Source organism: Paracoccus rhizosphaerae (assembly GCF_026162645.1).
GTDB classification, from domain to species: Bacteria; Pseudomonadota; Alphaproteobacteria; order Rhodobacterales; family Rhodobacteraceae; genus Paracoccus; species Paracoccus rhizosphaerae.
Genome location: NZ_JAOTBE010000014.1, coordinates 15,489 through 39,324, shown reverse-complemented (window position 1 = coordinate 39,324; position 23,836 = coordinate 15,489). Strand labels below are relative to the sequence as shown.

Annotated in this window: 25 protein-coding genes; 18 read left to right on the top strand and 7 right to left on the bottom strand. The window is 66.9% G+C overall.

From position 1 onward, the window contains the following. The first annotated feature begins 9 nt into the window (after positions 1–9). The 4 genes from thrC to OC184_RS07475 are packed head-to-tail and all read left to right on the top strand — an operon-like array spanning position 10 to position 4,665. Positions 10–1,416, top strand: coding sequence for a threonine synthase (gene thrC / locus OC184_RS07490; RefSeq protein ID WP_265506572.1), 1,407 nt, complete (start codon positions 10–12; stop codon positions 1,414–1,416). Continuing rightward, on the top strand, positions 1,413–2,687 hold the full coding sequence (locus OC184_RS07485) for a M16 family metallopeptidase (RefSeq protein WP_265506571.1): 1,275 nt from the start codon (positions 1,413–1,415) through the stop codon (positions 2,685–2,687). The genes thrC and OC184_RS07485 overlap by 4 nt, the downstream gene beginning before the upstream one ends. Beyond that, positions 2,687–3,268 carry a GNAT family N-acetyltransferase gene (locus tag OC184_RS07480; RefSeq protein ID WP_265506606.1) on the top strand — a complete coding sequence of 194 codons (582 nt, stop codon included), beginning with the start codon at positions 2,687–2,689 and terminating at the stop codon, positions 3,266–3,268. Before OC184_RS07485 ends, OC184_RS07480 begins: the two co-directional genes overlap by 1 nt. Beyond that, a complete protein-coding gene (locus OC184_RS07475; RefSeq protein WP_265506570.1) occupies positions 3,268–4,665 on the top strand; it encodes an FAD-binding oxidoreductase in 1,398 nt (465 codons plus the stop codon). Before OC184_RS07480 ends, OC184_RS07475 begins: the two co-directional genes overlap by 1 nt. Here OC184_RS07475 and OC184_RS07470 read toward each other — a convergent pair. Both OC184_RS07470 and OC184_RS07465 read right to left on the bottom strand, forming a co-directional pair. Further along, positions 4,662–5,195 carry an adenine phosphoribosyltransferase gene (locus OC184_RS07470; RefSeq protein WP_265506569.1) on the bottom strand — a complete coding sequence of 178 codons (534 nt, stop codon included), beginning with the start codon at positions 5,193–5,195 and terminating at the stop codon, positions 4,662–4,664. The two genes, OC184_RS07475 and OC184_RS07470, sit on opposite strands and share 4 nt — an antisense overlap. Next, positions 5,192–5,794, bottom strand: a complete 603-nt coding sequence (locus OC184_RS07465; RefSeq protein WP_265506568.1) for a flavin reductase family protein — start codon at positions 5,792–5,794, stop codon at positions 5,192–5,194. Before OC184_RS07465 ends, OC184_RS07470 begins: the two co-directional genes overlap by 4 nt. Before the next feature lie 109 nt (positions 5,795–5,903). On the opposite strand from OC184_RS07465, the gene OC184_RS07460 reads away from it, so the two are divergent. After that, positions 5,904–6,494, top strand: a complete 591-nt coding sequence (locus OC184_RS07460) for a GNAT family N-acetyltransferase (protein WP_265506567.1) — start codon at positions 5,904–5,906, stop codon at positions 6,492–6,494. Beyond that, the gene (locus OC184_RS07455; RefSeq protein ID WP_265506566.1) at positions 6,463–7,230 is read left to right on the top strand and encodes an EcsC family protein; all 768 of its coding nucleotides are present in this window, start codon (positions 6,463–6,465) and stop codon (positions 7,228–7,230) included. Before OC184_RS07460 ends, OC184_RS07455 begins: the two co-directional genes overlap by 32 nt. Positions 7,231–7,297: 67 nt before the next feature. Here OC184_RS07455 and OC184_RS07450 read toward each other — a convergent pair whose 3' ends face one another. Continuing rightward, positions 7,298–8,830 carry an ATP-dependent DNA helicase gene (locus OC184_RS07450; protein ID WP_265506565.1) on the bottom strand — a complete coding sequence of 511 codons (1,533 nt, stop codon included), beginning with the start codon at positions 8,828–8,830 and terminating at the stop codon, positions 7,298–7,300. Positions 8,831–8,928: 98 nt separating this feature from the next. Between OC184_RS07450 and OC184_RS07445 the strand changes: the two genes are divergently transcribed. Both OC184_RS07445 and OC184_RS07440 read left to right on the top strand, forming a co-directional pair. Further along, positions 8,929–9,135, top strand: coding sequence for a hypothetical protein (locus OC184_RS07445; protein WP_265506564.1), 207 nt, complete (start codon positions 8,929–8,931; stop codon positions 9,133–9,135). Positions 9,136–9,276: 141 nt separating this feature from the next. Beyond that, a complete protein-coding gene (locus tag OC184_RS07440) occupies positions 9,277–9,483 on the top strand; it encodes a hypothetical protein (protein ID WP_265506563.1) in 207 nt (68 codons plus the stop codon). Between the two features lie 11 nt (positions 9,484–9,494). Here the strand turns inward: OC184_RS07440 and ccrA are convergent, their stop codons facing one another. Next, entirely contained in the window at positions 9,495–10,784 is a 1,290-nt protein-coding gene (gene ccrA, locus OC184_RS07435; RefSeq protein WP_265506562.1) for a crotonyl-CoA carboxylase/reductase, read from the bottom strand. A gap of 314 nt (positions 10,785–11,098) precedes the next feature. Here ccrA and OC184_RS07430 point away from each other — a divergent pair, with 314 nt between their 5' ends. Continuing rightward, on the top strand, positions 11,099–12,427 hold the full coding sequence (locus OC184_RS07430) for a mechanosensitive ion channel family protein (protein WP_265506561.1): 1,329 nt from the start codon (positions 11,099–11,101) through the stop codon (positions 12,425–12,427). A gap of 13 nt (positions 12,428–12,440) precedes the next feature. On the opposite strand, the gene OC184_RS07425 is transcribed toward OC184_RS07430, so the two are convergent. Continuing rightward, positions 12,441–13,088, bottom strand: coding sequence for a GntR family transcriptional regulator (locus OC184_RS07425; RefSeq protein ID WP_265506559.1), 648 nt, complete (start codon positions 13,086–13,088; stop codon positions 12,441–12,443). Positions 13,089–13,203: 115 nt separating this feature from the next. Between OC184_RS07425 and OC184_RS07420 the strand changes: the two genes are divergently transcribed. The 4 genes from OC184_RS07420 to madM all read left to right on the top strand — a co-directional run bounded on the left by OC184_RS07420 (position 13,204) and on the right by madM (position 17,270). Continuing rightward, complete coding sequence (locus OC184_RS07420; RefSeq protein WP_265506558.1) at positions 13,204–14,514, top strand: malonyl-CoA decarboxylase domain-containing protein; 1,311 nt, start codon at positions 13,204–13,206, stop codon at positions 14,512–14,514. 18 nt (positions 14,515–14,532) lie between these two features. Further along, positions 14,533–16,047 (top strand): malonate--CoA ligase, encoded by a 1,515-nt coding sequence (locus tag OC184_RS07415; RefSeq protein ID WP_265506557.1) that lies wholly within the window; start codon positions 14,533–14,535, stop codon positions 16,045–16,047. A gap of 65 nt (positions 16,048–16,112) precedes the next feature. Then, complete coding sequence (gene madL, locus OC184_RS07410) at positions 16,113–16,505, top strand: malonate transporter subunit MadL (RefSeq protein ID WP_265506556.1); 393 nt, start codon at positions 16,113–16,115, stop codon at positions 16,503–16,505. Positions 16,506–16,508: 3 nt separating this feature from the next. After that, positions 16,509–17,270 (top strand): malonate transporter subunit MadM, encoded by a 762-nt coding sequence (gene madM, locus OC184_RS07405; RefSeq protein ID WP_265506555.1) that lies wholly within the window; start codon positions 16,509–16,511, stop codon positions 17,268–17,270. A gap of 86 nt (positions 17,271–17,356) precedes the next feature. On the opposite strand, the gene OC184_RS07400 is transcribed toward madM, so the two are convergent. Further along, positions 17,357–17,527, bottom strand: coding sequence for a hypothetical protein (locus OC184_RS07400; protein WP_265506553.1), 171 nt, complete (start codon positions 17,525–17,527; stop codon positions 17,357–17,359). A 183-nt stretch (positions 17,528–17,710) separates the two neighbouring features. Here OC184_RS07400 and OC184_RS07395 point away from each other — a divergent pair, with 183 nt between their 5' ends. From OC184_RS07395 to OC184_RS07385, 3 genes are read left to right on the top strand one after another with little or no spacing between them, the layout of a single operon-like run. Beyond that, positions 17,711–18,835, top strand: a complete 1,125-nt coding sequence (locus tag OC184_RS07395) for an ABC transporter substrate-binding protein (protein ID WP_265506552.1) — start codon at positions 17,711–17,713, stop codon at positions 18,833–18,835. After that, complete coding sequence (locus tag OC184_RS07390; RefSeq protein WP_265506551.1) at positions 18,825–19,883, top strand: FecCD family ABC transporter permease; 1,059 nt, start codon at positions 18,825–18,827, stop codon at positions 19,881–19,883. The genes OC184_RS07395 and OC184_RS07390 overlap by 11 nt, the downstream gene beginning before the upstream one ends. Then, the gene (locus OC184_RS07385; RefSeq protein WP_265506550.1) at positions 19,877–20,659 is read left to right on the top strand and encodes an ABC transporter ATP-binding protein; all 783 of its coding nucleotides are present in this window, start codon (positions 19,877–19,879) and stop codon (positions 20,657–20,659) included. The genes OC184_RS07390 and OC184_RS07385 overlap by 7 nt, the downstream gene beginning before the upstream one ends. Positions 20,660–20,685: 26 nt before the next feature. Here OC184_RS07385 and OC184_RS07380 read toward each other — a convergent pair whose 3' ends face one another. After that, on the bottom strand, positions 20,686–22,056 hold the full coding sequence (locus OC184_RS07380) for an erythromycin esterase family protein (RefSeq protein WP_265506549.1): 1,371 nt from the start codon (positions 22,054–22,056) through the stop codon (positions 20,686–20,688). A 62-nt stretch (positions 22,057–22,118) separates the two neighbouring features. Between OC184_RS07380 and OC184_RS07375 the strand changes: the two genes are divergently transcribed. Further along, positions 22,119–22,751: a flavodoxin family protein gene (locus OC184_RS07375; protein WP_265506548.1), complete on the top strand. Its 633-nt coding sequence runs from the start codon at positions 22,119–22,121 to the stop codon at positions 22,749–22,751. A 357-nt stretch (positions 22,752–23,108) separates the two neighbouring features. Beyond that, a complete protein-coding gene (locus tag OC184_RS07370) occupies positions 23,109–23,825 on the top strand; it encodes a sugar transferase (protein WP_265506547.1) in 717 nt (238 codons plus the stop codon). Positions 23,826–23,836: the final 11 nt, after the last annotated feature.

The window sequence follows — 23,836 nt, the reverse complement described above, 5'->3', positions numbered from 1 at the left end:
GGAAGACCGATGCGTTACGTCTCGACGCGGGGCCAGGCCCCGGTTCTGGATTTCGAACAGGCCATGCTGTCGGGGCTGGCGCGGGACGGAGGGCTCTATCTGCCCGAGACGATCCCCGTCTTCGAAGGACTGTCCGACCTCGACGGCATGACCTACGAAGAGGTCGCCTTCCGCGTCGTGCGCCCCTTCACCGGCGACAGCTTCAGCAACGATGAACTGCGCGGCGACAGCTTCAGCAACGATGAACTGCGCGGCGCCATCGACCGGGCCTATGCGCGGATCAGCCACGACGCCCGCGCGCCGCTGGTGCAGCTGGCCCCCGGCCACCACCTGCTGGAGCTGTTCCACGGGCCCACCCTGGCCTTCAAGGACTTCGCGATGCAGCTGATCGCGCAGCTGTTCCAGATTGCGCTGACGCGGTCGGGACAGCGGATCACCATCGTCGGCGCCACCTCGGGCGATACCGGGTCGGCCGCGATCGAGGCTTTCCGTGGCATCGACAACGTGGACGTCTTCATCATGTACCCGCACGGCCGCGTCAGCGACGTGCAGCGCCGGCAGATGACCACGCCCCCCGCAGCCAATGTCCATGCGCTGGCGGTGACGGGGCATTTCGACGACTGCCAGGCGCGGCTGAAGGACCTGTTCAACGACCACGGCTTCCGCGACAGCGTCGGCCTGGCCGGCGTGAACAGCATCAATTGGGCACGCGTGGTGGCGCAGATCGTCTATTACTTCACCGCCTGCGCGTCGCTTGGCATGCGGCAGACGGATTTCTGTGTGCCGACAGGCAATTTCGGCGACATCTTCGCTGGCAGCATCGCGCGGCGCATGGGCCTGCCGATCCGCCGCCTGATCGTCGCGACGAACCAGAACGACATCCTGCACCGGGCGCTGACCCAGGGCGAATACCGCACCGATCGGGTCGAGCCGTCGATCAGCCCGTCGATGGACATCCAGGTCAGCTCGAATTTCGAGCGGGCGCTGTTCCTGGCCTATGACCGCGACGCCGGAGCCATCAGGCAGCTGATGGACGAGTTGAAGCAGGGCGGCTTCACCATCAGCCAGGGGGCGCTGGAGGTGCTGCGCGAAGAGTTCCGCTCGGGCCGCGTGTCCGAGGAGGAGACGCTGGAGACGATCCGCGACATGCGCGACCGGACCGGAGAGGTGCTGTGCCCGCACAGTGCCGTGGGCGTCGCCGTCGCACAGCGTCACATCGAGCCGGGGGTGCCCATGGTGACGCTGGCCACCGCGCATCCGGCCAAGTTTCCGGATGCGGTCGAACGCGCAACCGGAATCCGTCCGGCACTGCCACCGCACATGGCCGACCTCTTCGACCTGCCCGAGCGGGTGACGCGGGTTGAAAACGACGTGGAGGCGCTTAAGTCGCTGATCCTCGACCGGAGGACCAATTGAGCCAAGACCCCACGCCGCGCCTGACGACCCTTCCCAACGGCCTGTCCATTGTCACCCGCCAGATGCCGGGACTGCATTCCGCAGCACTCGGCATCTGGGTCAGCGCCGGCGGGCGCGACGAACGGGCCGAGCAGAACGGCATCGCCCATTTCCTGGAACACATGGCCTTCAAGGGCACTGCAACCCGAAGCGCATTGCAGATCGCCGAGGCGATCGAGGACGTGGGCGGATATATCAACGCCTATACCTCGCGCGATGCGACGGCCTATTACGTGCGTGTCCTGGAAGATGACGTCGATCTGGCCTTCGACGTGATCAGCGACATCGTTCTGAACCCGGTCTTCGACCCCAAGGAGATCGAGGTCGAGCGTGGCGTGATCCTGCAAGAGATCGGCCAGTCGCTGGACACGCCAGACGATATCATCTTCGACTGGCTGCAAGAGGCCGCCTATCCCGACCAGCCGATGGGCCGCACGATCCTGGGCCCGGCCGAGCGTGTCAGCCATTTCGGCCGCGCCGACCTGGCGGGCTTCGTGGCCGAGCATTACGGTCCCGGCCAGATGGTCGTCGCCGCGGCGGGGGCCGTCGATCACGACCGGATCGTCCGGCTGGCCGAAAAGGTCCTGGGTCACATGACACCCGTGGCCCAGGGGCGGCGGGAAACCGCGCGCTGGCAGGGCCTTGAAGCGCGCAAGGTCAAGCCGCTAGAGCAGGCACATTTCGCGCTGGCGCTCGAGGGGCCGGGATACCTGGCGCCGGATTTCTATGCCGCGCAGATCTTTTCCTCGGCGCTTGGTGGGGGAATGTCGTCACGGCTGTTCCAGAAGATCCGGGAAGAGCGGGGCCTCTGCTACACGATCTTCGCCCAGTCGGGCTTTCACGACGATACCGGGATGCTGACCATCTATGCCGGAACCGGAGCCGAGGATCTGGACGACCTGGCGACGCTGACCATCGACGAGATCAAGCGCGCCGCCGAGGACATGTCCGAGGCCGAGATCGCCCGCGCCAAGGCGCAACTGCGCGCGGGCCTGCTGATGGGGCTGGAAAGCCCGTCGGGCCAGGCCGAACGAATGGCCCGCAGCCTGGCGATCTGGGGCCGCGTGCCGGACCCCGCCGAGGTCGCCGAACGGATCGCCGCCGTCACCGCCGCCGACATCCGCGCCCATGCCGAGACGCTTCTGGCGAAGGCGCGCCCGGCGCTGGCGCTTTACGGTCCGGTCGACCGCGCCCCCTCGCGCGAGGCGCTTGCGGAAAGGCTGGCCGCGTGATCCTGGCGCGGCGCCGTCCTTTTCGGCTAGACGCCGAACGGATTGTGCTGCGCCTTCCCATGCATTCGGACTTCAACGCCTGGACGGCGCTGCGATCCGAAAGCCGCGCCTTCCTGACCCCTTGGGAACCTGTCTGGTCGCCGGACCACCTGTCCCGGAAAAGCTTTACCAACCGCGTCTACTGGGCCGGCCGGTCCTGCAAGGCAGGCACGGCGTTTCCGTTGTTCTTGTTGCGCCGCGACGGGGTGCTGCTGGGGGCGATCACGCTGGACAACATCCGCCGCGGCCCGGCGCAGTCGGGGACCATCGGATACTGGATCGGGCAGGCCCATGCGCGGCAGGGTTACATGCGCGAGGCGATCGGCGTGCTGGTCCACCACGCCTTCACCTCGCTCGACCTGTCGCGGATCGAGGCTGCCTGCCTGCCCGAGAATGCTGCTTCCCGCGGCGTGCTGGAAAGGTCGGGCTTCAAGTACGAGGGCGTGGCCCAAAGCTATCTGCAGATCGACGGGCGCTGGCGGAACCATGTGCTCTACGCCAATCTCCGCAGCGACCGCCGCGGCAAGACCGAGGTGCGCTGATGCTCAATCCTGCCGATGCGGCCCTTGCCGCGCAACTGCCGCAGGGCGTCCTCAGGGATGCCGCTCCCGCCTATGTCGAAGAGCCGCGGGGCCGCATCCGCGGACTGGCAGGCCTGATCGCCGCGCCGCGCGACGCCGATGAATGCGCGGCCGTCATCCGCGCCTGCGCAGCCGCACGCGTGCCCGTCGTTCCGCGCGGCGGCGGCACGGGGCTTGTCGGCGGGCAGCTTGTCGCCGACGGTCCGGCACCGCTTGTCCTGTCGCTGGAACGCATGACCGCGATCCGCGACGTCTGGCCCGAGGAGGGGGTGCTGATCGCCGAATCCGGTGCCACCCTGCACGAGGCGCGGCAGGCGGCCGCGGCGGTCGGCCGCCAGTTCCCGCTGTCACTGGCCTCGCAGGGATCGGCCCAGATCGGAGGGGTGTTGTCCACGAACGCCGGCGGCGTCAACGTCCTGCGATACGGCAATGCCCGCGCCCTCTGCCTGGGGGTCGAGGCGGTCCTGCCGAATGGCGAGGTGATGCGCGACCTCAAGCGGCTGCGCAAGGACAACACCGGTTACGACCTGCGCGACCTGCTGATCGGGGCTGAAGGGACGTTGGGGATCATCACGGCCGCATCGCTGGTGCTGGCGCCGGTCCCCGCCGAGACCGGCGTGGCCATGATGGTCGTGGACAGTCCTGCCGCCGCCCTGTCGCTTCTGGCCCTGGCGCAGGCGCGCATGGCCGGCGGCGTCACGGCGTTCGAGCTGATCTCGGGGCAGGGGTTGCGGTTCCTGGACGCGGCGTTTCCCGACATGCGCCAGCCCTTTGACAGCCGTCCCGACTGGCTGGTGCTGATCGAGGTCGGGCTGCCTGCGGGCCTGTCGGCCGATGCCGCGCTCGAGGGGCTGTTCACGGCCGGTGCCGAGGCCGCGCTGGTTCGTGACGGCGTCATCGCGCAATCGGGGCAGCAAGCAGCCGACCTTTGGGCGCTGCGCGAGCATATTCCGCTGGCCAACCGTCATGTCGGCGCCATCGCCAGCCATGACATCAGCCTGCCTTTGTCAGAGGTCGCGCACTTCGTCGCCGATGCCGGAGAGGCGATCGCCGCGCGCGGTGACATGCGGATCAACTGCTTCGGCCACCTGGGCGACGGCAACCTGCACTACAACCTGTTCCCTGCCAAAGGCCGCCGCCGGGAAGAGTATGACGACATCCGCCGGGACCTGTCCCACCTGATCCACGAGATGGTCGTCGCGCGCGGCGGCTCGTTCTCGGCCGAACATGGCGTGGGGCGGCTCAAGGCCGCGGACCTGGCGCGGTGGGGCGATCCCGCCCGGCTGGCGGCGATGCGGGCCATAAAGGGGGCGCTCGACCCCCTCGGCATCATGAATCCGGGTGCCGTGCTGGTCTAGGTGCCCTCGAATTCGCAAAGCGCGTGGACAGGCATGTCCAGTCCCTCGAGCACGCGGCGACCGCCCAGTTCCGGCAGGTCGATCACGAAGGCGCAGCCGATCACCTCGGCGCCCAGCCGGCGGCAGAGCGTGATCGCCGCCGCAGCCGTGCCGCCGGTCGCCAGAAGGTCGTCGACGATCAGCACCTTTTCACCGGCCCGCAGGGCGTCGTCATGGATCTCCATGATCGCCTCGCCGTATTCCAGCTGGTAGGCTTCGGAGATCACCGTACCGGGCAGCTTGCCCTTCTTGCGGATCGGCACGAAGCCGGTCGACAACTGGTGCGCCACCGCGCCGCCCAGGATGAAGCCGCGCGCTTCGAGGCCCACCACCTTGTCGATCCGCGTCCCGGCATAGGCATGCAGGATTTGGTCCACCGCCATCCGGAAGCCGCGCGCATCCGCGAACAGCGTGGTCACGTCGCGGAAGATGATGCCTTCGTGCGGAAAGTCGTGGATCGAGCGGACATAGTCCTTGACGCTGCGGCTCATGCGGGGCGTTCCATTTCGAAGATATCGTGCACCGCCGCATAGTCCTTGTAGCCGAGGCGCGCAATCCAGCCACCCGCCGCACGGGGATCAAAGCGGCCGTCCACCACGCAGTCGTCGCGCAGGTGGACGCCGGTGACGGCGCCGAAGACGGCGAAATTCGCCTCGCCCGCCAAGGGGACGATCTGCGTCATCCGGCACTCCAGCGCCGCCGCCGCACCGGCCACGCGCAGGCAGTCGATGGTCGTGCAGGGGGTGCTGCCGATCCCTGCGGCGTCGAATTCGCTGCTGCCCGCGGGCAAGGGCGCCGAGCTGGCATTGACCGCGTCGCGCAGATTGCCGGTAGCGATGTTCACGCAGAAGACGCCGGTCTCGATGATCTGGGCGACGCTGTCCTTGGTGCCGTGTCGGTCGCCCTTTTTGCCGGTCGAGGCGAACATCACCTGCGGCGGGACATAGGCCACCGCGTTGAAGAAGGAATAGGGCGCAAGATTGTCGCCCTGCGTCCCGCGGGTCGAGATCCAGCCGATGGGCCGGGGCGCGACGATGGCGTTGAACGGGTTGTGGGGCAGGCCGTGTCCGGCTTCGGGGCGATAGAACATGGTCGGCCTCCTGTGGTTGCGCCGCCAACCTGCCACCGCTTTTCACGCGGTGCAATGTTCCGCCTGTCGCAAACCCGTGCTAAGCGGCCCAAGACCGACAGGAGGCGCGATGTTCGAGATCTGCCCCGAAACCCCCGCCGATGAACCCGAGGTCGAGGCGCTTTACGACCTGTGCTTCGCGCCGGGGCGGACCGCGCTGTCGTCCTATCGCCTGCGTGACGGCGTGCCGCGGGTCGCCGACCTGTGCCTGGTGCTGCGCGATCCGCATGGGCAGCTGATGGCCGCGATCCGCTATTGGCCCGCCCGCATCGGCGCCCGGCGGGTGCTGCTGCTGGGCCCGATCGCGGTTCACCCGACGGCCCAGGGCGAGGGACTGGGCGGGCTTCTGATGCGCGACAGCCTGTCCCGCGCCCGCCGGATGCGGTTCTCGCGCGTGCTTCTGGTGGGCGACGCGCCCTATTATTCGCGCTTCGGCTTCAGGCGGCTGGACGATGTCGTGATGCCGCCACCGACCAATCCGGACCGGGTGCTGGGCCTGGAACTTCGGCCGGGGGCTTGGGTTGGTGTGGCGGGCCTGGTGACCCGCGCGCCGGGCGCCGTGACAAGACCGCCAAATGCGCCGCAAGGCCAACCCTGCGCCATGGTCGCATCCCCGAAGGAAGCCGTTCATGACACAATTGATCCTGCCGCCGATCGCTGATCCTTCCGTCCTTGCCCAGATCGACCGCCTGGCCCGGCGCCATGACGAGGCTTCGGGACTGGGCATGCAGGCGATGGCCCGGATCGGCACCAGCGCCGAGAACCTGATCCAGCGCCTGCCGAACTTCGTGCGCGCTCGGCTGGACAGCGCCACCCGCGCCGCCCTGACCCGCGCCTTCGGCGCCGCATCCCGCAGCCGCCGGGTGGTCAGGGACAGGGGCGACTGGTTCAACCGCATGGCCTCGACGGTCAGCGGTGCCGCCGGCGGGATCGGCGGCTTCGCCGGCGCCCTGGTCGAACTTCCGTTCACGGTGACCCTTCTTCTTCGCGCCATGCTGGAGATCGCCGCCGAACACGGGCTGGACCCCGACAGCGAGGAGGTCCGCCTGGAATGCCTGCGCATCTTCGCCGCGGCCGGACCCATGGCTGATGACGATTCGTCCGACCTCGGCCTTCTGGCGGCGCGCCTTTCGGTCACCGGGCAGACACTTCAGGGGCTGGTCAGCCGGGTGGCGCCGCGTCTGTCGGTTTCGCTGGGGCAGAAGATGGCGGCGCAGGCGGCGCCGGTCTTCGGGGCCGTGGTCGGGGCCACGATCAACTATACCTTTGCCCGCTATTACCAGGAAATGGCCCGCGTCCATTTCGGGATCATGCGCCTGTCGCAGGAAACCGGCCTTCCCCGAGAGGTCCTGACCGAGGCGTTGCGCCTGTCGATCGAACGCCGCAAGCGCTCCTGATCTTCTTCTTTGCCGAAATACCCCGCGGGGGTCCGGGGGCGCGAAGCCCCCGGCGGCCGCGGGACGCTCAGTCCGCCTCGGCGTCCAGCGACAGTGGTGCCACGGGGGCGGCCAGGTCGTCCGTGCTGAGCGGACCCGAGGGCCGCGCCAGCCGCGCCTTGGTCACCCAGTAAAGCCGCTCCTGCGCGCGGGTGATCGCGACGTATGTCAGGCGCTTCCACAGCGGCACGCCGGCCTCTGTCCGGTTCGACCATGCGGCGGCACTGATGTCGGGGCCGAAGACCTGCACCTCGGGCCACTGGCTGCCCTGCGCCTTGTGGATCGTTACCGCCGCGCCGTGCAGGAAGGCCGCGCCCATGCGCGCGGCATAGGGGATGAATGGCTCTTCCTCGTCCGGCATCTCGATCTTGACGATGCTGGCGGCGGACAGGCGCGGGTCCTCGGCCCCGATGACATGCAGGCGCGAGAAGCCCGGCTTGCGGCCCGGCCCCAGATAGACGACCTGCGCCCCCTTGATCAGGCCCCGCGCCTCGAGGTCGATGCGCTTCTTGCGGTGCTTCAGGGGCAGTTCCAGCCCATCGCAGATCAGCGGCTCTCCGGGCAAAAGCGCGTCGCCCGGTGCGCCGAAGGCGGTGCGGAAGGCATGGATCAGCCGAATGCGCGTCGCGTTGCGCCAAACCAACACCGGGCTGCGGGCCATCAGGTCGCTTTCCACCCGCTCGGCCCAGACGACGCGATCGTCCTTGCGGGCGGCGGCGCGGATCATGCTCTCGAATGCATCAAAGCCCAACTGGTCGTCGGCCAGCGCATGCGCCAGATCCAGGATTGGGCTGTCGTCGGCCTGCCGGTGGATGCGGTTCAGGATCAGCCGCTGAGGCGCCGCCAGCCTGTCGAAGACCATCTCTCCCGACTGGCCGACCGGGGCCAGCTGCGCCGGATCGCCAAACAGCACCAGGACCGGAAAGATTTCCCGCAGATCCTCGAACTGCTTTTCATCCAGCATCGACGCTTCGTCGATGAGGCCTACGTCCAGCCCGTCCTCACGCCGCTTCCAACCGCGGATGAAGTCCGACCCGCGCAGGCCCGCCGTCGCCAAGGCACCGGGGATTGACGTGTGCAGGTCGAAGAACGCCTTGGCCTTGTCCATCGCGGCCTCGTTCAGACCTTCGATCGTGGGGCGGTCGCCCTGGCCGGTCAGCCACTCGGCAATCTTTTCGTATTCCGGGTCATAGACCGGGGTGTAAAGGATGCGGTGGATCGTCGTCGCCGGCACGCCGCGCATGCGCAGCACGAAGGCCGCCTTGTTAGTTGGCGCCAGGATCGCCACGCTGCGCCGGTCCTTGCGCTTCTTGCCTTCGTAGTCCGGGCTGATCAGCTCGACCCCCGAGGCCAGCAGCGCCTTGGTGATCTGCGACAGCATCAGCGTCTTGCCCGATCCGGCCTTGCCGATCACCGCCATGACGCGGCCCTTTCCGGGCGCGGGGGGATGGACCTCCTCGGCGACGATGTCGATTCCGGCCGCGCCAAAGGTGTCGGCCAACGCATCCCATGCGTCGGCCTGGTCGGGCGAAAGGGTCGGGGCGGGGGCAGGCGCGTTCATGACGCCCCCTTACCGTGCCGGAAAGGAAAAGCGAAGCGCCGTGCAACTTTTCCACGGCTGGTGCGTGAAATCTTTCAACCCCTGCACGGAGAGTCGCGATGATCGAACTGTTCTTCGTCACCTGCCTTCTGGCAGAACCCGACCGCTGCACCGACCACAGCCTGCTGTTCGAGGAGCGGAACGGCCTTTTCACCTGCATGATCCAGAGCCAGACCGAACTGGCCCGTTGGGTCGAAACACATCCCTCCGAACAGGTGAGCGAATGGAAATGCCGCTATGCGGGTGAGGGCGACCGGAAGGCGTGATGCCTGTCTGCTGCGCTTGCAGCAGGTGACCGCATTCCGGGCAGCCGCCGAATGCGCCGGTCCATGACGGCCGCCGCGCTTGCCCGATATCGCCCGGCCGTGAGACGTTGGGTCGGGGAGGGCAAACCGAAGGTGCTGCCCATGATCGAACTGCTCTTCGTTGCCTGCCTTTCGGCAGATCCCGCCAGCTGCCGCGACCGCAGCCTTGTCTTCACCGACGACATCAGCGTCCTCGGGTGCATGATGGGCGCCCAGTCCCAGCTTGCGAAATGGGCCGAAGCCCATCCGCGCCAGCGCATCACGCGCTGGCGGTGCAAGTTGTCCGACCGGGCCGAACGCGCGGCCTGATCCGCGCGCCCTCAGCGCCGGCCGGCTTCCAGCGCGTCCTCGAAGGTCCGAAGTCCGGTGACGGGTGACTGGACCAGCACGGCCATGTTTCCGGGCTTGTGCTGGTTGCGGTACATCTTCATGTGCGCGGCCGGGATGTCGGTCCAGGGAAAGACCTCGGACATGCAGGGGTCGAGGCGGCGTTCCAGCATCAGCTTGTTGGCGGCGCTGGCCTGCTTCAGATGCGCGAAGTGGCTGCCCTGCAGGCGCTTCTGGTGCATCCACATGTAGCGCACGTCGAAGGTGCAGTTGAACCCCGTGGTGCCGGCGCAGATGACGACCATGCCGCCCTTCTTGCAGACCAGCGTGGACACGGGGAAGGTCGCCTCGCCGGGATGTTCGAAGACGATGTCAACATTGTTGCCCTTGCCGGTGATGTCCCAGATGGCCTTGCCGAACTTGCGCGCCTCGTTGAACCACTCCTTGTATTCGGGCGTGTTGACGGTGGGCAGCTGGCCCCAGCACTTGAACTCCTTGCGGTTGATGACGCCCTTGGCGCCCAGGCCCATCACGAAGTCGCGCTTGTCCTCCTCGGAGATCACGCCGATGGCGTTGCCGCCGGCCGCGTTGATCAGCTGGATCGCATAGGATCCGAGCCCGCCCGAGGCCCCCCAGACCAGCACGTTCATGCCGGGCTTCAGCTCGTGCGGTTCGTGCCCGAAGAGCATCCGATAGGCAGTGGCCAGCGTCAGGGTATAGCAGGCGGATTCCTCCCAGGTCAGGTGGCGCGGACGCTCCATCAGCTGCTGGGCCTGGACACGGGTGAACTGGGCAAAGCTGCCGTCCGGCGTCTCGTACCCCCAGATGCGCTGCGTGGGCGAATACATCGGGTCGCCGCCGTTGCAGTGTTCGTCGTCGCCGTCGTCCTGGTTGCAGTGGATCACGACCTCGTCGCCGACCTTCCACCGCTTGACCTTGTCGCCCACGGCCCAGACGATCCCCGACGCGTCCGACCCGGCGATGTGATAGGGCTGCTGATGGACGTCAAACATGCTGATCGGCTTGCCCAGGCCTGCCCAGATCCCGTTGTAGTTGACGCCCGCCGCCATCACCAGGACCAGCACCTCGTTGCTGTCGATGGTAGGCGTCTCCACGACCTCCTGCTGCATCGCCTGATCGGGTTCGCCCTGCCGTTCGCGGCGGATCGCCCAGGCATGCATGCGGGCCGGCACATGGCCCAGGGGGGGCATCTCGCCAACCTCATAGAGGTCCTTCACGGGCGCCGAATAGGGCGCGATTTGGGTCGGGGCATCAAGGGCCATCGGGATCTCCTTCCTGTTGCCGCAGCGCAGAATCACGGCGCCTGTAAACTGAGAAATAAAGTTGCCTGAGCAATTTTGCAACTATAGTATCGGCATAATGGCAATTTTATGTCGTACAGGTGGTTTGCCGACTGCAGATATGGCTTCCCGTTGCTGCAACGCCGCATGCCGGTCGGCGCTGACCGTCGAGGGGCGGCGCCGCCCTTTGTTGAAGCCGACACGCCGCGTGCATGCGGCTGGCGACGTTGCTTGCCCCCGTGCCGCATCTGCGTCAGGCTGAAGCAGATACCGCTTGAACGGCAGGGGCGGGACTGATGGAACCTCAGAACCAGACGCTGGCAGAGGAGCTTGCGAGGCTCGGGCAGGTGCTGGCGCAGCGCCTGGATCTGTTCTACGCGAACCTGATGAGGCCGTGGAACGGCTATCAGATCGCGGTCGGACTGGCGCTGTTCGCGCTGGCCCATCTGCTGCGCATGGTGCTGGCGCCGCGGCTGCGCAGCTGGATGCAAACGCGCGAAGGCTGGCCGATCTGGCGGATGCGCCTTCTGGTGCTGGTTCACCGCCGCCTGCGCGCCATCATCTTCGTGATCCTGTCATGGCTGGTCGTCCTGGTACTGCGCGAGGTGACCTGGCCAAGCCGGTCCTATCTGCTGGCGCTGATGTCCAGCCTGTCGCTGGCCTGGCTGATCATCGTCTTCACCACCCGACTGATCGTGAATTCGCTGCTGCGAAAGACGGTCCGATGGGGCGCCCTGACCTGGGTGACGCTGCGGCTGTTCGACCTGACCGACAGCGTCGCCCTGTTCCTCGACCGCATCGCCATCGAGATGGGCGACATCCGCATCTCGGTCCTGACGCTGGTGCAGATGGTGGCGACGCTGGCGGTGTTCTTCCTGATCGCCAAGTTCACCTCTCGCTGGCTGTCGGCGCGCATCGCGGCCAGCGAGGATCTGACGCCTTCGATGCGGGTCCTGACCGTCAAGCTGCTGCAGGCGGTGCTGTTCGGGCTGGCCTTCGTGATCGGGCTGCGCGCCATCGGCATCGACCTGACGGCGCTGGCCTTCATGTCGGGCGCGATCGGCCTGGGCCTGGGCTTCGGCTTGCAGAAGGTCGTGTCGAACCTGGTGTCTGGCGTGATCATCCTGATGGACAAGTCGATCAAGCCCGGCGACGTCATCTCGATCGGCGAGACGTTCGGCTGGATCAACAAGCTGGGCGCACGCTACGCCTCGATCTCGACCCGCGACGGGCGCGAATACCTGATCCCGAACGAGGACCTGATCACCGGTCAGGTCGTCAACTGGTCCCACTCGGACGAGTTCGTGCGCCTGGACATCAACTTTGGCACCTCTTACGGCGACGACCCGCACATGGTCCGCCGGATCGCGGTCGAGGCCGCGCTGACCGACAGCCGCGTCCTGAGCACCCGCCCCCCCGTCTGCCACATCGTCGGCTTCGGCGACTCCAGCGTCGACTATGTGCTCCGCTTCTGGATCAAGGACCCCACCGGCGGGCTGACCAACATCCGCGGCAAGGTGTTCCTGGCGCTGTGGGACACGTTCAAGGCGCATGGCGTCACGATCCCCTTCCCGCAGCGAGAGGTCCGCATCCTGAACCCTTCAGGCGGCAACCCGCAGGACTGACCGGGCAGCAAAGCTAGTCCTGCAGCAGCGCCACCAGGTCGCGGAACCGCTCTCCCTGGACAAGGACGTGATCGGTCATCACCTGCGCCGCCCTCGCCGCATCGCCGGACCGGATCGCGGCGGCGATGTGGCGATGTTCGTCCAGCGATGTCAGAACCCGCCCCCGCGCCTGCAGCTGGCGGCGGCGATAGGGTTGCAGGATCGCCTGCAGGCGCAGCGTCTCGGCCTCCAGGAAGGCATTGTGCGCGGCGCCGTAGATCGCCTGGTGAAAGCGCGTGTTCTGCGCGTAATAGGCGTCGCTGTCGCCGGCCTCTGCCGCGGCCTCGCAGGCCTCAAGGCTGGCCGTGATGGCCGCGATGTCCTGCGCATCCGCCCGCCTGCAGGCCAGGCGGGCGCAGAACGCCTCCATCTCGGCCATCAGCTCGAACCGCTCCATCAGTTCGGACACCCCCAGCTTGGCCACAAAGGTGCCGCGCTTGGGCTGCACGATCAGCAGGCCCGACGCTTCGAGCGCCTGCAGCGCCTCGCGCACGGGCGTGCGCGAGCAGCCATAGTCCCGCGCGATCGCATCGGGATCGATCTTCTGGCCGGGAAGATATTGTCCGTCAACGATAGCGTTCTCCAAGGCCAGGCGGATGCGATGTGCGGTGGGAAGTGTCATGGGCGCTCCTACGGGGGACCATCATGTGCCCCTTGGCCGGAAATGTCCATCAGCCGCATTGTTATATACAACAGCATCGTTTTGGCGTATTGGAGGATCCGAGGAGGACGGCATCATGGGCAAGCAACGACTGGCATTCCTGGCGGATTTCGTCGAAGCCATCACCCGCCGGGCGCGCGGCGGCGAGGCCGAGACGCTGAAGGCGCTGGCGCGGCCGGCATCGGAACGGGCACGCGTAGCCTGCGCCGTCCTGATGGGACGGATCGGCGACGCGGCGCGGGTGGCGGTGGCGGAACAGGCGCTCTCGGCCTATGGTGAGTTGACCGACGATGAGAAGGTCGAGTTCTTCCGCAGCCTGCGCGACGATCACGGAGTCGATCCCCAGGCGATCCGCAACGCCTATGCGGCCTGGGACGCCAGCCCCGACGCCAAGGCAGTGGCGGGTCTGTTCCGCGCGGTCGAGCCTTCGCGGCAGGCGCTGCTGCGGCGGCTGAACCTGGCGCCGGGGGCAACGCTGCGGCTGGTCCGGATGCGCCAGGACCTGCTGGAGGCGATCCGCGAGGACCCGGACCTGGCACCCATCGACCAGGATTTCGCGCATCTTCTGGCGTCGTGGTTCAACCGCGGCTTCCTGACGATGCGGCGCATCGACTGGAACACCCCCGCGGCGATCCTGGAAAAGCTGATGCGCTATGAAAGCGTGCACCAGATGCAGGGCTGGCAGGACCTGAAGCGGCGGCTGGCGCTGACCGACCGTCGGCTTTATGCCTTCTTCCATCCGGCCACCGGGGACGAGCCGCTGATCTTCGTCGAGGTCGCGCTGACCCGCGGCATCCCGGACGCGATTGGCCCGATCCTGACGGCGCCCGAAAGCGCCGATCCGGCGCCCGCCGACACGGCGGTCTTCTATTCGATCAACAATTCGCTGCCGGGCCTGAAGGGCGTCAGCTTCGGCAATTTCCTGATCAAGCAGGTCGTGGCCGAACTGTCGGCGGAGCTGCCTGAACTGCGATGCTTCGTCACCCTGTCGCCCGTGCCGGGTTTCGCCGCCTGGCTGCGAAGGCAGGACGATCCGCGCAGCAAGGCGGTTGCCAAGGCGCTGGCCGGCGACTGGCAGAACGATCCCGATGCCGTCCACGCGATGCACCCCGAGGTCGAGGCCCTGGCTGCGCGCTATATCGTCGAGGCCAAGGGCAAAGGCGGGCAGCCCGCTGATCCGGTCGCACGGTTCCACCTGGGCAACGGCGCCTGCGCGCAACGGCTGAACTGGCCCGCCGATTTCGCACCGGGGGCACTGGCCTCGGCGCATGGGTTGATGATCAACTATCTTTACGAACTCGACCGGATCGAAAGCCGGCACGAGGCTTTTGTCCGCGACGGTGCCGTGGCCCATGGCCAGCAGCTGGCCGACGCGCTGAACCGCTAAGAAAGGGGAGGGGACCCAATGCAGACCATTCACGAACACTTCATCCAGACAGCCGAGGTGATGCAGGGCAAGACTCTTTTCGAACGCCCCGGCCGCCCGGACATCAGCTTTTCCCGGATGCGCGACATGGTTGAACGCATGGCGGGCGCGCTGACGGAACTGGGGGTCGCCCCCGGCGACCGTGTGGCGGTGCAGGTCGAGAAGTCGCCCGAGGCGATCGCGCTCTATCTGGCGGTGCTGCAGGTCGGCGGCATCTTCCTGCCGCTGAACACCGCATATACTGGGGCCGAGATCGACTATTTCATTGGCGACGCCGCGCCCCGGCTGTTCGTCTGCGACCCGTCGCAGTCGGCCGCCCATGCCCATCGCGCCGGCGACAGCCTGGCGGTCGAGACCTTGGGTGCCGACGCCGACGGATCGCTGATGGACCGCGCGGCCCAGGCCACCGCGCGCGAGGATCGGCACCCGGCCGGACCTGATGACCGGGCAGCGATCCTCTATACATCGGGGACGACGGGACGATCGAAGGGCGCGGTGCTGACTCATGGTAATCTATCCTCGAACACCGAGGCGCTGCTGGAGTGCTGGCGCTTCACCGCCGAGGACCGGCTGATCCACGCGCTGCCGATCTTTCACACCCACGGGCTGTTCGTCGCGGCCAACATGGCGCTGGTCGCGGGCGCCACGATGATCTTCCTGACAAAGTTCGATCCGGAACAGGCCATCGACCTGATGGGTCGGGCAACGGTGCTGATGGGAGTCCCGACCTTCTACACCCGGCTTCTGAAGTCGCCGCGCCTGGACCGCGAGGCCACGGTGAACATGCGCCTGTTCGTGTCAGGCTCGGCACCGCTTCTGGCCGAGGATCACCGCGCCTTTGCCGAACGCACAGGGCATCAGATCCTGGAGCGCTATGGCATGACGGAAACCTGCATGATCGCGTCGAACCCCTATGACGGCGACCGCATCCCCGGCGCGGTCGGGATGGCGCTGCCGGGCATCACCGTCCGCATCGCCGACCGCGACAGCGCCGCGCCGGTGCCCGACGGGCAGATCGGCCTGATCGAGGTCAAGGGGCCGAACGTCTTCGAAGGCTATTGGAACATGCCCGAGAAGACCGCGGCCGAATTCCGCAAGGACGGGTTCTTCATTACCGGCGACCTGGGCACCATCGGCAATGACGGCTATCTGCGCATCGTCGGCCGCGACAAGGACTTGGTGATCTCGGGCGGCTACAACGTCTATCCCAAAGAGGTCGAAGAGGCGATCGACGCGCTGCCTGGCGTTCTGGAAAGCGCCGTGATCGGCCTGCCGCATCCCGACCTGGGCGAGGCGGTGACCGCCGTCGTCGTGCCGAAAGAGGGCGATCTGGACCCCGATGCGATCCGCGCGGCCCTGTCGGACTTGGCCCGCTTCAAGCAACCCAAGCGCGTGATCGTGGCCGAGGCGCTGCCGCGCAACGTGATGGGCAAGGTGCAGAAGGCGGAACTGCGCCGCACCCATGCAGATCTCTATGCCAAAGCCGATGCCTGACATCTGACCGCCCGCACGACGGAGGAGGTCGTGCGGGACCCCGGTCCAAATCAAGGGAGGAAACAATGATCATCTATGGAGTCGCGGCCCTGGCCGCCTGCCACCTAGCGGGTGTGATCCTGGGCGACCTGCTGGGGGTCCTTCTGGGCGTTCAGTCAAACGTGGGCGGCGTGGGCTTCGCCATGCTGCTGCTGATCGTCGCCACGGACTGGATGCGCCGGACCGGCCGTCTGCCCAAGCTGACCGAACAGGGCGTCCTCTTCTGGAGCGCGATGTACATCCCCATCGTCGTCGCCATGGCCGCGCAGCAGAACGTGGTCGCCGCGCTGGCCGGCGGCCCCATCGCGGTCATCGCAGGTGTCGGTGCGACCTTGGCCTGCGTGGCGCTGGTGCCGGTCGTGGCCCGCATCGGCGGGCAGGACGCCCCGCTGCCGCCCGCCCTTGCGCAGGAGGCCTAATCGATGGACATCGCGGAACTTCTGGCCAAGAACGGCCTCGTCTTCGCCTTCGTCGTCGTGGGCGTTGTCATGTGGGTGTCCTACCAGCTGTCGGACCGGCTGTCGGCGGGTCGGCTGCACGGGTCGGCGGTGGCCATCATCATCGGGCTGGTCCTGGCCTGGATCGGCGGGACCATGACCGGCGGGACCAAGGGAATCGCTGACGTGCCGCTGTTCGCGGGCATCGGGTTGATGGGCGGGGCGATGCTGCGCGACCTGGCCATCGTGTCGACGGCCTATGGCGTCGACATGCGGGAAATCCGCAAGGCGGGGGCGGCAGGCGTTGCATCGCTGGTCCTGGGCATCTGCGTGTCCTTCATCGTCGGCGCTGCCGTGGCCGCGGCCTTCGGCTATACCGACGCAGTCAGCATGGCGACGATCGGCGGCGGTGCGGCAACGTATATCGTGGGCCCGGTGACCGGCACGGCGCTTGGCGCCAGTTCCGAGGTCATCGCGCTCTCTGTCGCCGCGGGATTGCTGAAGGCGGTTCTGGTGATGATCGGGACACCGTTCGTCGCCCCCCTCATCGGATTGAACAACCCCAAGTCGGCCATGGCCTTCGGCGGGCTGATGGGCACCACCAGCGGCGTGGCCGGCGGTTTGGCGGCCACTGACAAGCGTCTGGTTCCCTATGGCGCGATGACGGCCACCTTCTATACCGGCCTCGGCTGCCTGATGGGGCCGTCGCTGATCTATCTGGCGCTGCTGGCCGTTACCGGCGGCTGAGCGTTCACACCTTCGTCAGCAGGCCGCGCCGCGGCCTGCTTTCGACGGCGTCCGTGCGGGTCCGCGCTGGCCGCAAAGTTGTCAGGCTACTCTGTGGCGGCTTCCGGGATGACCGGCACCGTCTCGACCTCGGGTTCAGGATCGGCGAAGACGCCGCTCAGGACCAGCACAAGCACCAGCAGCAGGAAGCCTCCGGGGATCAGCATGTAGATCAGCGACCGCGGCATGCCGCGCGCAGGTTTCGGTTCCTTGACCATGCAAAGCCTCCTTTTGCGGTTTCCTCTCAACCGTGGCGAGGGCCAATTGTTTCATGGAACCGGCAACTCTGTGGTGTCGATGGCGACGGGCTGCCGGTGCGGCCAGCAGACAAGGTTAAACTTGACTTTTTTCCAAGGATTTAATTTACCGCCCTCGAGTACCCCTTGAGAACGGACCTTCCCATGATCTCGCGTCTTCTTGGCCTTTCAACGGCGGCCCTTGTTGCCGGCCTGCCCCCCGCGCTGGCCGAGCCGGTCACGATCACCGACGTCGCCGGACGCGAGGTCACGGTCGATGCTCCGGCCGACCGCATCATCCTGGGCGAGGGCCGGCAGATCTATCTTCTGGCCGCGCTCGAGCGTGATGACCCCTTCGGCCGCGTCGTCGGCTGGCGCGAGGACCTCCTGCAGGCCGACCCCGCCTCCTATGCTCTCTATGCCGAGAAGTTCCCCGAGCTGAAGGACCTGCCGACCTTCGGCGGCTTCAAGGACGGCACCTTCGACGTCGAGCAGGCGGCCGCGCTGCAGCCCGACGTGGTGCTGATGAACCTGGAATCCCGCGCCGCGACCGAGGATGCGGGATATGACGACAAGCTGGCGCAGCTGGGCATTCCCATCGTCTATGTGGACTTCCGCGAAGATCCGATGGCCCACAGCCTTCAGTCCATGCGCATCATGGGTCAGCTGGTCGGGCAGGAGGAGCGGGCCGAGGAATATATCGACTTCGTCGAGGCGCAGGTGGCGCGGGTGACCGACGTACTGGCGGGCGCGACTTTCGAGCGTCCTGACGTCTTCGTCGACCGCGCCGGCGGCTATTCCGAGGATTGCTGCATGACCTTCGGGGCCGGCAACTTCGGCGAGTATGTCGAGATGGCGGGCGGGACGAACATCGCCGGCGACATCCTGCCCTCGACCTTCGGCACGCTGAACCCCGAACAGATCATCGCGGCCGATCCGGACCACGTCATCGTGACCGGCGGCGAGTGGGAGGCCTATGTGCCGGGTGGCGCCTGGGTCGGCATGGGTCCGGGTTCCGACATGGACATGGCGCGCGACAAGCTGCAGGCCCTGACCGAGCGCACGGCCATGACCGGCATCAGCGCTGTCCAGAACGGCAACTTCCATGCCATCTGGCACCAGTTCTATGACAACCCGTACTATTTTGTCGCCATCCAGCGAATTGCCAAGTGGCTGCATCCCGACCTGTTCGCCGACCTCGACCCAGAGGCTACACTGATCGAGCTGCACGAGCGGTTCCTGCCCGTATCCTATGAGCCGGGCTACTGGGTCTCGCTCGATGAGCAGTGATGCCGTGGCGGTGCAGGGGCGCGATTTCTATGCCTCGATGGTTCTCCGGCGCCAGCTGATCCTGCTGGCATTGGCGGCGGCTGTCTTCCTCAGCCTCTGCACCGACCTGGCACTGGGGCCTGCGCGTTACAGCCTGGGCCAAGTGGTCGAGGCGCTGCTCTGGCCCGGCAGCGTCGACGAACAGGCGCGCGTCATCCTGTGGGAGATCCGCATGCCCGTGGCGCTGATGGCGCTGGTCGTGGGCGCCAGCCTGTCGGTGGCGGGCATGCAGATGCAGACGATCCTGAACAACCCGCTGGCCAGCCCGTTCACGCTTGGCATCTCGGCCGGGGCGGGGTTCGGGGCGGCCTTGGCGCTGGCCTTCGGCGTGGCGCTGTTTCCCCTCGCGGCCGAATACATCATCCCGGTGAACGCCTTCCTGATGGCGATGCTGACCTCGCTGGCGATCTATGCGCTCAGCCTGCGGCAGGGGGTCAACAACGAGACAATCATCCTGCTCGGCATCGCGCTGGTCTTCATCTTCAACGCGCTGATGTCGCTGATCCAGTTCTTTGCCAGTCAGCAGGCCGTCGCGGCGGTGGTGTTCTGGACGATGGGCAGCCTGACCAAGGCCACCTGGCCCAAGCTGTGGATCCTGCTGGCGATCCTGGTCGCCGCCACGCCGCTGCTGATGCGCCGGGGCTGGGCGCTGACCGCGATGCGGCTGGGTGACGCCAAGGCCGAGAGCATGGGCGTGAACCTGCGCGCCCTGCGGCTGGAGGTGCTGCTGATCGTCAGCCTGCTGGCCTCGGTATCGGTGTCCTTCGTCGGCACCATCGGCTTCATCGGCCTGGTCGGCCCGCACATCGCGCGGATGCTTCTGGGTGAGGATCAGCGCTTCCTGCTGCCTGGGTCCGCGCTGGCGGGGGCGCTGATCCTGTCCGTGGGGTCGGTTTTGTCCAAGACGATCATCCCCGGCACGGTGATCCCGATCGGCATCGTCACGGCCATCGCGGGGATCCCCTTCTTCCTCTACCTGATTCTCAGCCGCAGGGTGTCGTCATGGTAAGTCTTCAGCTTCAGGATCTCGGCGCTCGCGTCGGCGGCCGGCAGATCCTGTCCGGCATCACCACGCCGCCGCTGACAGGCGGCAATCTGGTCGCACTGCTGGGACCGAACGCGGCCGGCAAGTCGACGCTGTTCCGGCGGATCTTCGGGCTGGCCCGCGGGGGCGGGCAGGTCAACATCCAGGGCGCGACCTCGGCACGTCCGATCGCCTACATGCCGCAGGACAACGGCGGCCGCCCGGTCCTCTCGGTCTATGAATCCGTTCTGCTGGCGCGGATGCAGGGCGGGCGCCTGAAGGTCGGGCCCGAGGATCACGCCAAGGTGGCGCATGTGCTGGCGATGCTGAACATCACCGACCTGCGGGCGCGCAGTGTCGGCGACCTCAGCGGCGGTCAGCGGCAGATGGTCGGTGCCGCGCAGGCGCTGGTGCAGGACCCGCAGATCCTGTTGATGGATGAGCCGACCTCGGCGCTGGATCTCAGCCGCCAGCTGGACCTGATGGCGCTGCTGCGCCGCCTGACGCGGGACCGGGACCTGCTGATCGTGGTGGCGATGCACGACCTGGGCCATGCGCTGCGCCATGCCGACCAGGCGATGGTCATCGACAGGGGTGGGCTGGTCGCCTGCGGCCCCACCTCGGAGGTGGTGGTGCCGTCGCTGCTGCGCCAGGTCTTCGGGGTCGAGACGCGGATCGAGTGCTGCTCGGCCGGCCTGCCGCAGCTGATCGTCGACGGCCGCGCGGACGAATCCTGCCTCTGCCGCGCCGTTGCGGTCTGACCAGCGAGAAATCTTTGCCGGGGCGGTCACGTGCCGAAGGGCCAGGTGTCCGGCACGTCCCTTGGCGCGCCGTCGAGGGTGGGAACGGCCAGCGCCGAGCTGCGGTCGAACCAGACCCAGGCGTCGTACTGCCGCGACGGCAGCGTCCGCATGTAGTGGCTGGCAAGCTCGCTCTCTGGCCGGTAGATGACGCCGATGAAGCGCTGCAGATGCGGCGCGGCCAAGGATTCGGTCAGGGCGGGGTCCGCTGCCATGTCCAGCAGGAACCGCGTGTTCCCGCTGTCGTGGCAGTGCCGCTCGAAGCTGTCGGGGTATGACGGCTGGACGGTCTTGACCTCGGCCGGACCGTCCCAGTCGGAGGCCGCCGTCACCGTCCCCGCATGGGTGCCGAAGCCGATCAGCGCGACTTGGTCGCCCCATCGCTGGCGGGCCAGTTGGCCCAGGTTGTGCTCGCCCATGACCTGACCCATTTCGCCGTGCCGCGCATCGCCGATGTGCGAATTGTGCGCCCAGACCACGGCCTTGCCGTCGGGTCCCGCAGCCTCCAGCAGATGCGCCAAGGTGCCGCACATGTGGCTGTCGCGCAGGTTCCACGCCTCAGGCCCACCGCGGTACATGACCCGGTAATAGCGTTCGGCCGAGGCGACCAGCCGAGCATTTTGCGCCGCGTCGAGCGCATCGGGACCGGGCGCCTGGCGGTTCAGAAGGTCCCGGCACTGCGCGACGACAGCGTCCTCGCAGGCATCGTATCCGGCGCTGAGGACCGCGCGGCCATAGGCGCCGGGCCGTTCGCTCCAGGGCTGCAGGCATCCATAGCGCGTCCTGGCGATCTCGGCGGCGCCGGGATCGACCTCGGCCAGGTAGGCGATCACGGATCGCATCGCCGCCGTCATGTTGTAGAGGTCGAGGCCGAAGAAACCCGCCTGCCGCTCGGGTGGGCGGTTCCGGTTCCAGTCGCGCATCCAGTCGATCAGCTCGCCGATGGGGCGGTTGCGCCACATCCAACGCGGGAAGCGGCGGAAGGGCGGGGGCGCGTCGCCCTGCGGCAGTCCACGCACATGGCGGTTCAGGACCGCCGCGTCGGGCCAGTCCGCCTCGACCGCGACGATGGTGGCGCCGTGGTGCTGGATCATGTGGCGGGTGATGGCGGCTCGGGCGCGGTAGAAGTCGTCCGTGCCGTGACTGGATTCGCCCAGCATCAGCACGCGCCGTTCGCCCCAGGAATCGAAGGCGGTCGCAAAGCCCGCATCGCCGGTCGGCGGCAGCGGCCGGGCGGCGGCCCCGATCAATCCCGCCGTCGCGCCTGCAGAGATCGCTGAACACATCGGCTTGTCCCCTTCGGTCGTGAAGATCGCCGAACCGCCGTGGCAGCCGGATGTTCCCCGGTCGCCGGCCACGGGAACAAATCCTCCTTGACGGGTCTTACCGCCCGACGTCAGCAATCCGGGGAGATCAGAAGATGCCACCTGTCGATCAGCCGAACCTGAAAGCCTTTGCCCTCAACTGCTCGTTGCGCAAATCGTCCTCGGATGAAAAGAGTTCTACCGACCGGATGATCATGGACCTGTTCGAGGCGATGCGTCCGCACGGGATTTCCGGAGAGATCGAGCGCGTCGCCGACCACGACGTGAAGCCGGGGGTGCTGTCGGACATGGGTCCGGGCGACGCCTGGCCCGCGCTGCGGTCGCGGATCCTCACGGCCGACATCTTCATCCTGGGAACGCCGATCTGGCTGGGCCACCCGTCCAGCATCGCGCAGAGGGTCATGGAGCGCCTGGACGCCTTCCTGTCCGAGGTCGACGACCGCAACAGGATGCCAGCGGTGGGCAAGGTCGCCCTTGTCGCCGTCGTCGGCAACGAGGACGGTGCCCATGCCAGCCACGCCGCCTGTTTCCAGGCGCTGAACGACGTCGGCTTCACGATCCCCCCAAATTCGGGGATCTATTGGGTGGGCGAGGCGATGCAGGGGACGAACTATGTCGATCTGGAACAGACGCCGGATGCGCTGGCGTCTTCGCTGAGGACCGCCGCCTCAAAAGCGGCCCACCTTGCGCGGCTGCTCAAGGTGGATAGGTTCCCCGGGACAGATTGATATCTCAGGAGCTGATGCATTTCGGCAACAGCCAAGCGAATTGAACCGTATTAGGCGGAAAATCGCCGTCAAACTTGGCGGTTGCCGGACCGGATGTTGCTGGCGTCCCTGCAGTTGCAGGCGATTTTGCCGTCGACGCGGAAAAATCCCTCAAGCGCAGTCCGTTGGGAAAGTATGTGCAAATTCTGCTGCTTCTATAGCCACTGTGTCGCAGTTCGCATCAAGCTGTCCACCGTGTTCACGACAAAAACAACTTAGTGCTGGCAAAGCATAGTTTCTGGCAGAACAGGGTTGAACATGTGACGAAAGTGACTCAATTTCTAGCTAAGTTTTAGCCAGTTCATCTAGGGTGCGCCGATGTTCAGTTCTGAAAGTATTCGCGTCGACTACGCTACCAAGGTCGAGACGCCCGTTCGGCATGTGAGGTCGTTCGGAGACAAAAGCATTTCGTCCGCACGTCCGCTTGGCGGCCGGACCAAGCGCGCTGTCGATATCGCACTGGTCCTGGTGGCGCTGCCGCTGCTGGGGCTGCTGATGCTGGGCCTGGCGCTGCTGATCAAACGCACGGACAACGGGCCGCTGCTTTATGGGCACCGCCGCGTCGGCTTCCAGGGACGCGAGTTCAAGTGCTGGAAATTTCGCACGATGGTCGTCGATGGCGATGCGGTGCTGGAGCGGCACTTTCAGAAGCACCCGGCCGACCGGATCATCTGGAACATGCAACGCAAGCTGACCAACGATCCGCGAATCACGCCGGTTGGCAGGGTCCTGCGCAAGCTGAGCCTGGACGAGCTGCCGCAGCTTCTGAACGTCCTCAGCGGCGAGATGAGCCTGGTCGGCCCCCGCCCGGTGGTCGAGGATGAGCTGGCCTATTATGGCAGCACCGCCCGGTACTATCTGTCCGCGCGTCCGGGCCTGACCGGACTGTGGCAGGTCAGCGGCCGCAGCGACACGACCTATGCCGAGCGTGTCCGCTTGGATCGCCGCTATGTCTCGCGGTGGGGTCACTGGCGCGATCTGCAGATCATGGTCAAGACGGTCCCGGCGCTGCTGAGCTCTCGCGGCGCGCACTGATCGTCGCAGGC

What these genes read in the sequence shown, in the direction of transcription:
- OC184_RS07415 (WP_265506557.1), top strand. Translation starts at nt 14,533, where the DNA reads ATGCAGACCATTCACGAACACTTCATCCAGACAGCCGAGGTGATGCAG.
- OC184_RS07385 (WP_265506550.1), top strand. Translation starts at nt 19,877, where the DNA reads ATGGTAAGTCTTCAGCTTCAGGATCTCGGCGCTCGCGTCGGCGGCCGG.
- OC184_RS07475 (WP_265506570.1), top strand. Translation starts at nt 3,268, where the DNA reads ATGCTCAATCCTGCCGATGCGGCCCTTGCCGCGCAACTGCCGCAGGGC.
- OC184_RS07425 (WP_265506559.1), bottom strand. Translation starts at nt 13,088, where the DNA reads ATGACACTTCCCACCGCACATCGCATCCGCCTGGCCTTGGAGAACGCT.
- OC184_RS07440 (WP_265506563.1), top strand. Translation starts at nt 9,277, where the DNA reads ATGATCGAACTGCTCTTCGTTGCCTGCCTTTCGGCAGATCCCGCCAGC.
- OC184_RS07465 (WP_265506568.1), bottom strand. Translation starts at nt 5,794, where the DNA reads ATGTTCTATCGCCCCGAAGCCGGACACGGCCTGCCCCACAACCCGTTC.
- OC184_RS07430 (WP_265506561.1), top strand. Translation starts at nt 11,099, where the DNA reads ATGGAACCTCAGAACCAGACGCTGGCAGAGGAGCTTGCGAGGCTCGGG.
- OC184_RS07400 (WP_265506553.1), bottom strand. Translation starts at nt 17,527, where the DNA reads ATGGTCAAGGAACCGAAACCTGCGCGCGGCATGCCGCGGTCGCTGATC.
- OC184_RS07450 (WP_265506565.1), bottom strand. Translation starts at nt 8,830, where the DNA reads ATGAACGCGCCTGCCCCCGCCCCGACCCTTTCGCCCGACCAGGCCGAC.
- OC184_RS07455 (WP_265506566.1), top strand. Translation starts at nt 6,463, where the DNA reads ATGACACAATTGATCCTGCCGCCGATCGCTGATCCTTCCGTCCTTGCC.
- madL (WP_265506556.1), top strand. Translation starts at nt 16,113, where the DNA reads ATGATCATCTATGGAGTCGCGGCCCTGGCCGCCTGCCACCTAGCGGGT.
- OC184_RS07470 (WP_265506569.1), bottom strand. Translation starts at nt 5,195, where the DNA reads ATGAGCCGCAGCGTCAAGGACTATGTCCGCTCGATCCACGACTTTCCG.
- thrC (WP_265506572.1), top strand. Translation starts at nt 10, where the DNA reads ATGCGTTACGTCTCGACGCGGGGCCAGGCCCCGGTTCTGGATTTCGAA.
- OC184_RS07395 (WP_265506552.1), top strand. Translation starts at nt 17,711, where the DNA reads ATGATCTCGCGTCTTCTTGGCCTTTCAACGGCGGCCCTTGTTGCCGGC.
- OC184_RS07445 (WP_265506564.1), top strand. Translation starts at nt 8,929, where the DNA reads ATGATCGAACTGTTCTTCGTCACCTGCCTTCTGGCAGAACCCGACCGC.
- madM (WP_265506555.1), top strand. Translation starts at nt 16,509, where the DNA reads ATGGACATCGCGGAACTTCTGGCCAAGAACGGCCTCGTCTTCGCCTTC.
- OC184_RS07370 (WP_265506547.1), top strand. Translation starts at nt 23,109, where the DNA reads ATGTTCAGTTCTGAAAGTATTCGCGTCGACTACGCTACCAAGGTCGAG.
- OC184_RS07460 (WP_265506567.1), top strand. Translation starts at nt 5,904, where the DNA reads ATGTTCGAGATCTGCCCCGAAACCCCCGCCGATGAACCCGAGGTCGAG.
- OC184_RS07375 (WP_265506548.1), top strand. Translation starts at nt 22,119, where the DNA reads ATGCCACCTGTCGATCAGCCGAACCTGAAAGCCTTTGCCCTCAACTGC.
- OC184_RS07420 (WP_265506558.1), top strand. Translation starts at nt 13,204, where the DNA reads ATGGGCAAGCAACGACTGGCATTCCTGGCGGATTTCGTCGAAGCCATC.
- OC184_RS07390 (WP_265506551.1), top strand. Translation starts at nt 18,825, where the DNA reads ATGAGCAGTGATGCCGTGGCGGTGCAGGGGCGCGATTTCTATGCCTCG.
- ccrA (WP_265506562.1), bottom strand. Translation starts at nt 10,784, where the DNA reads ATGGCCCTTGATGCCCCGACCCAAATCGCGCCCTATTCGGCGCCCGTG.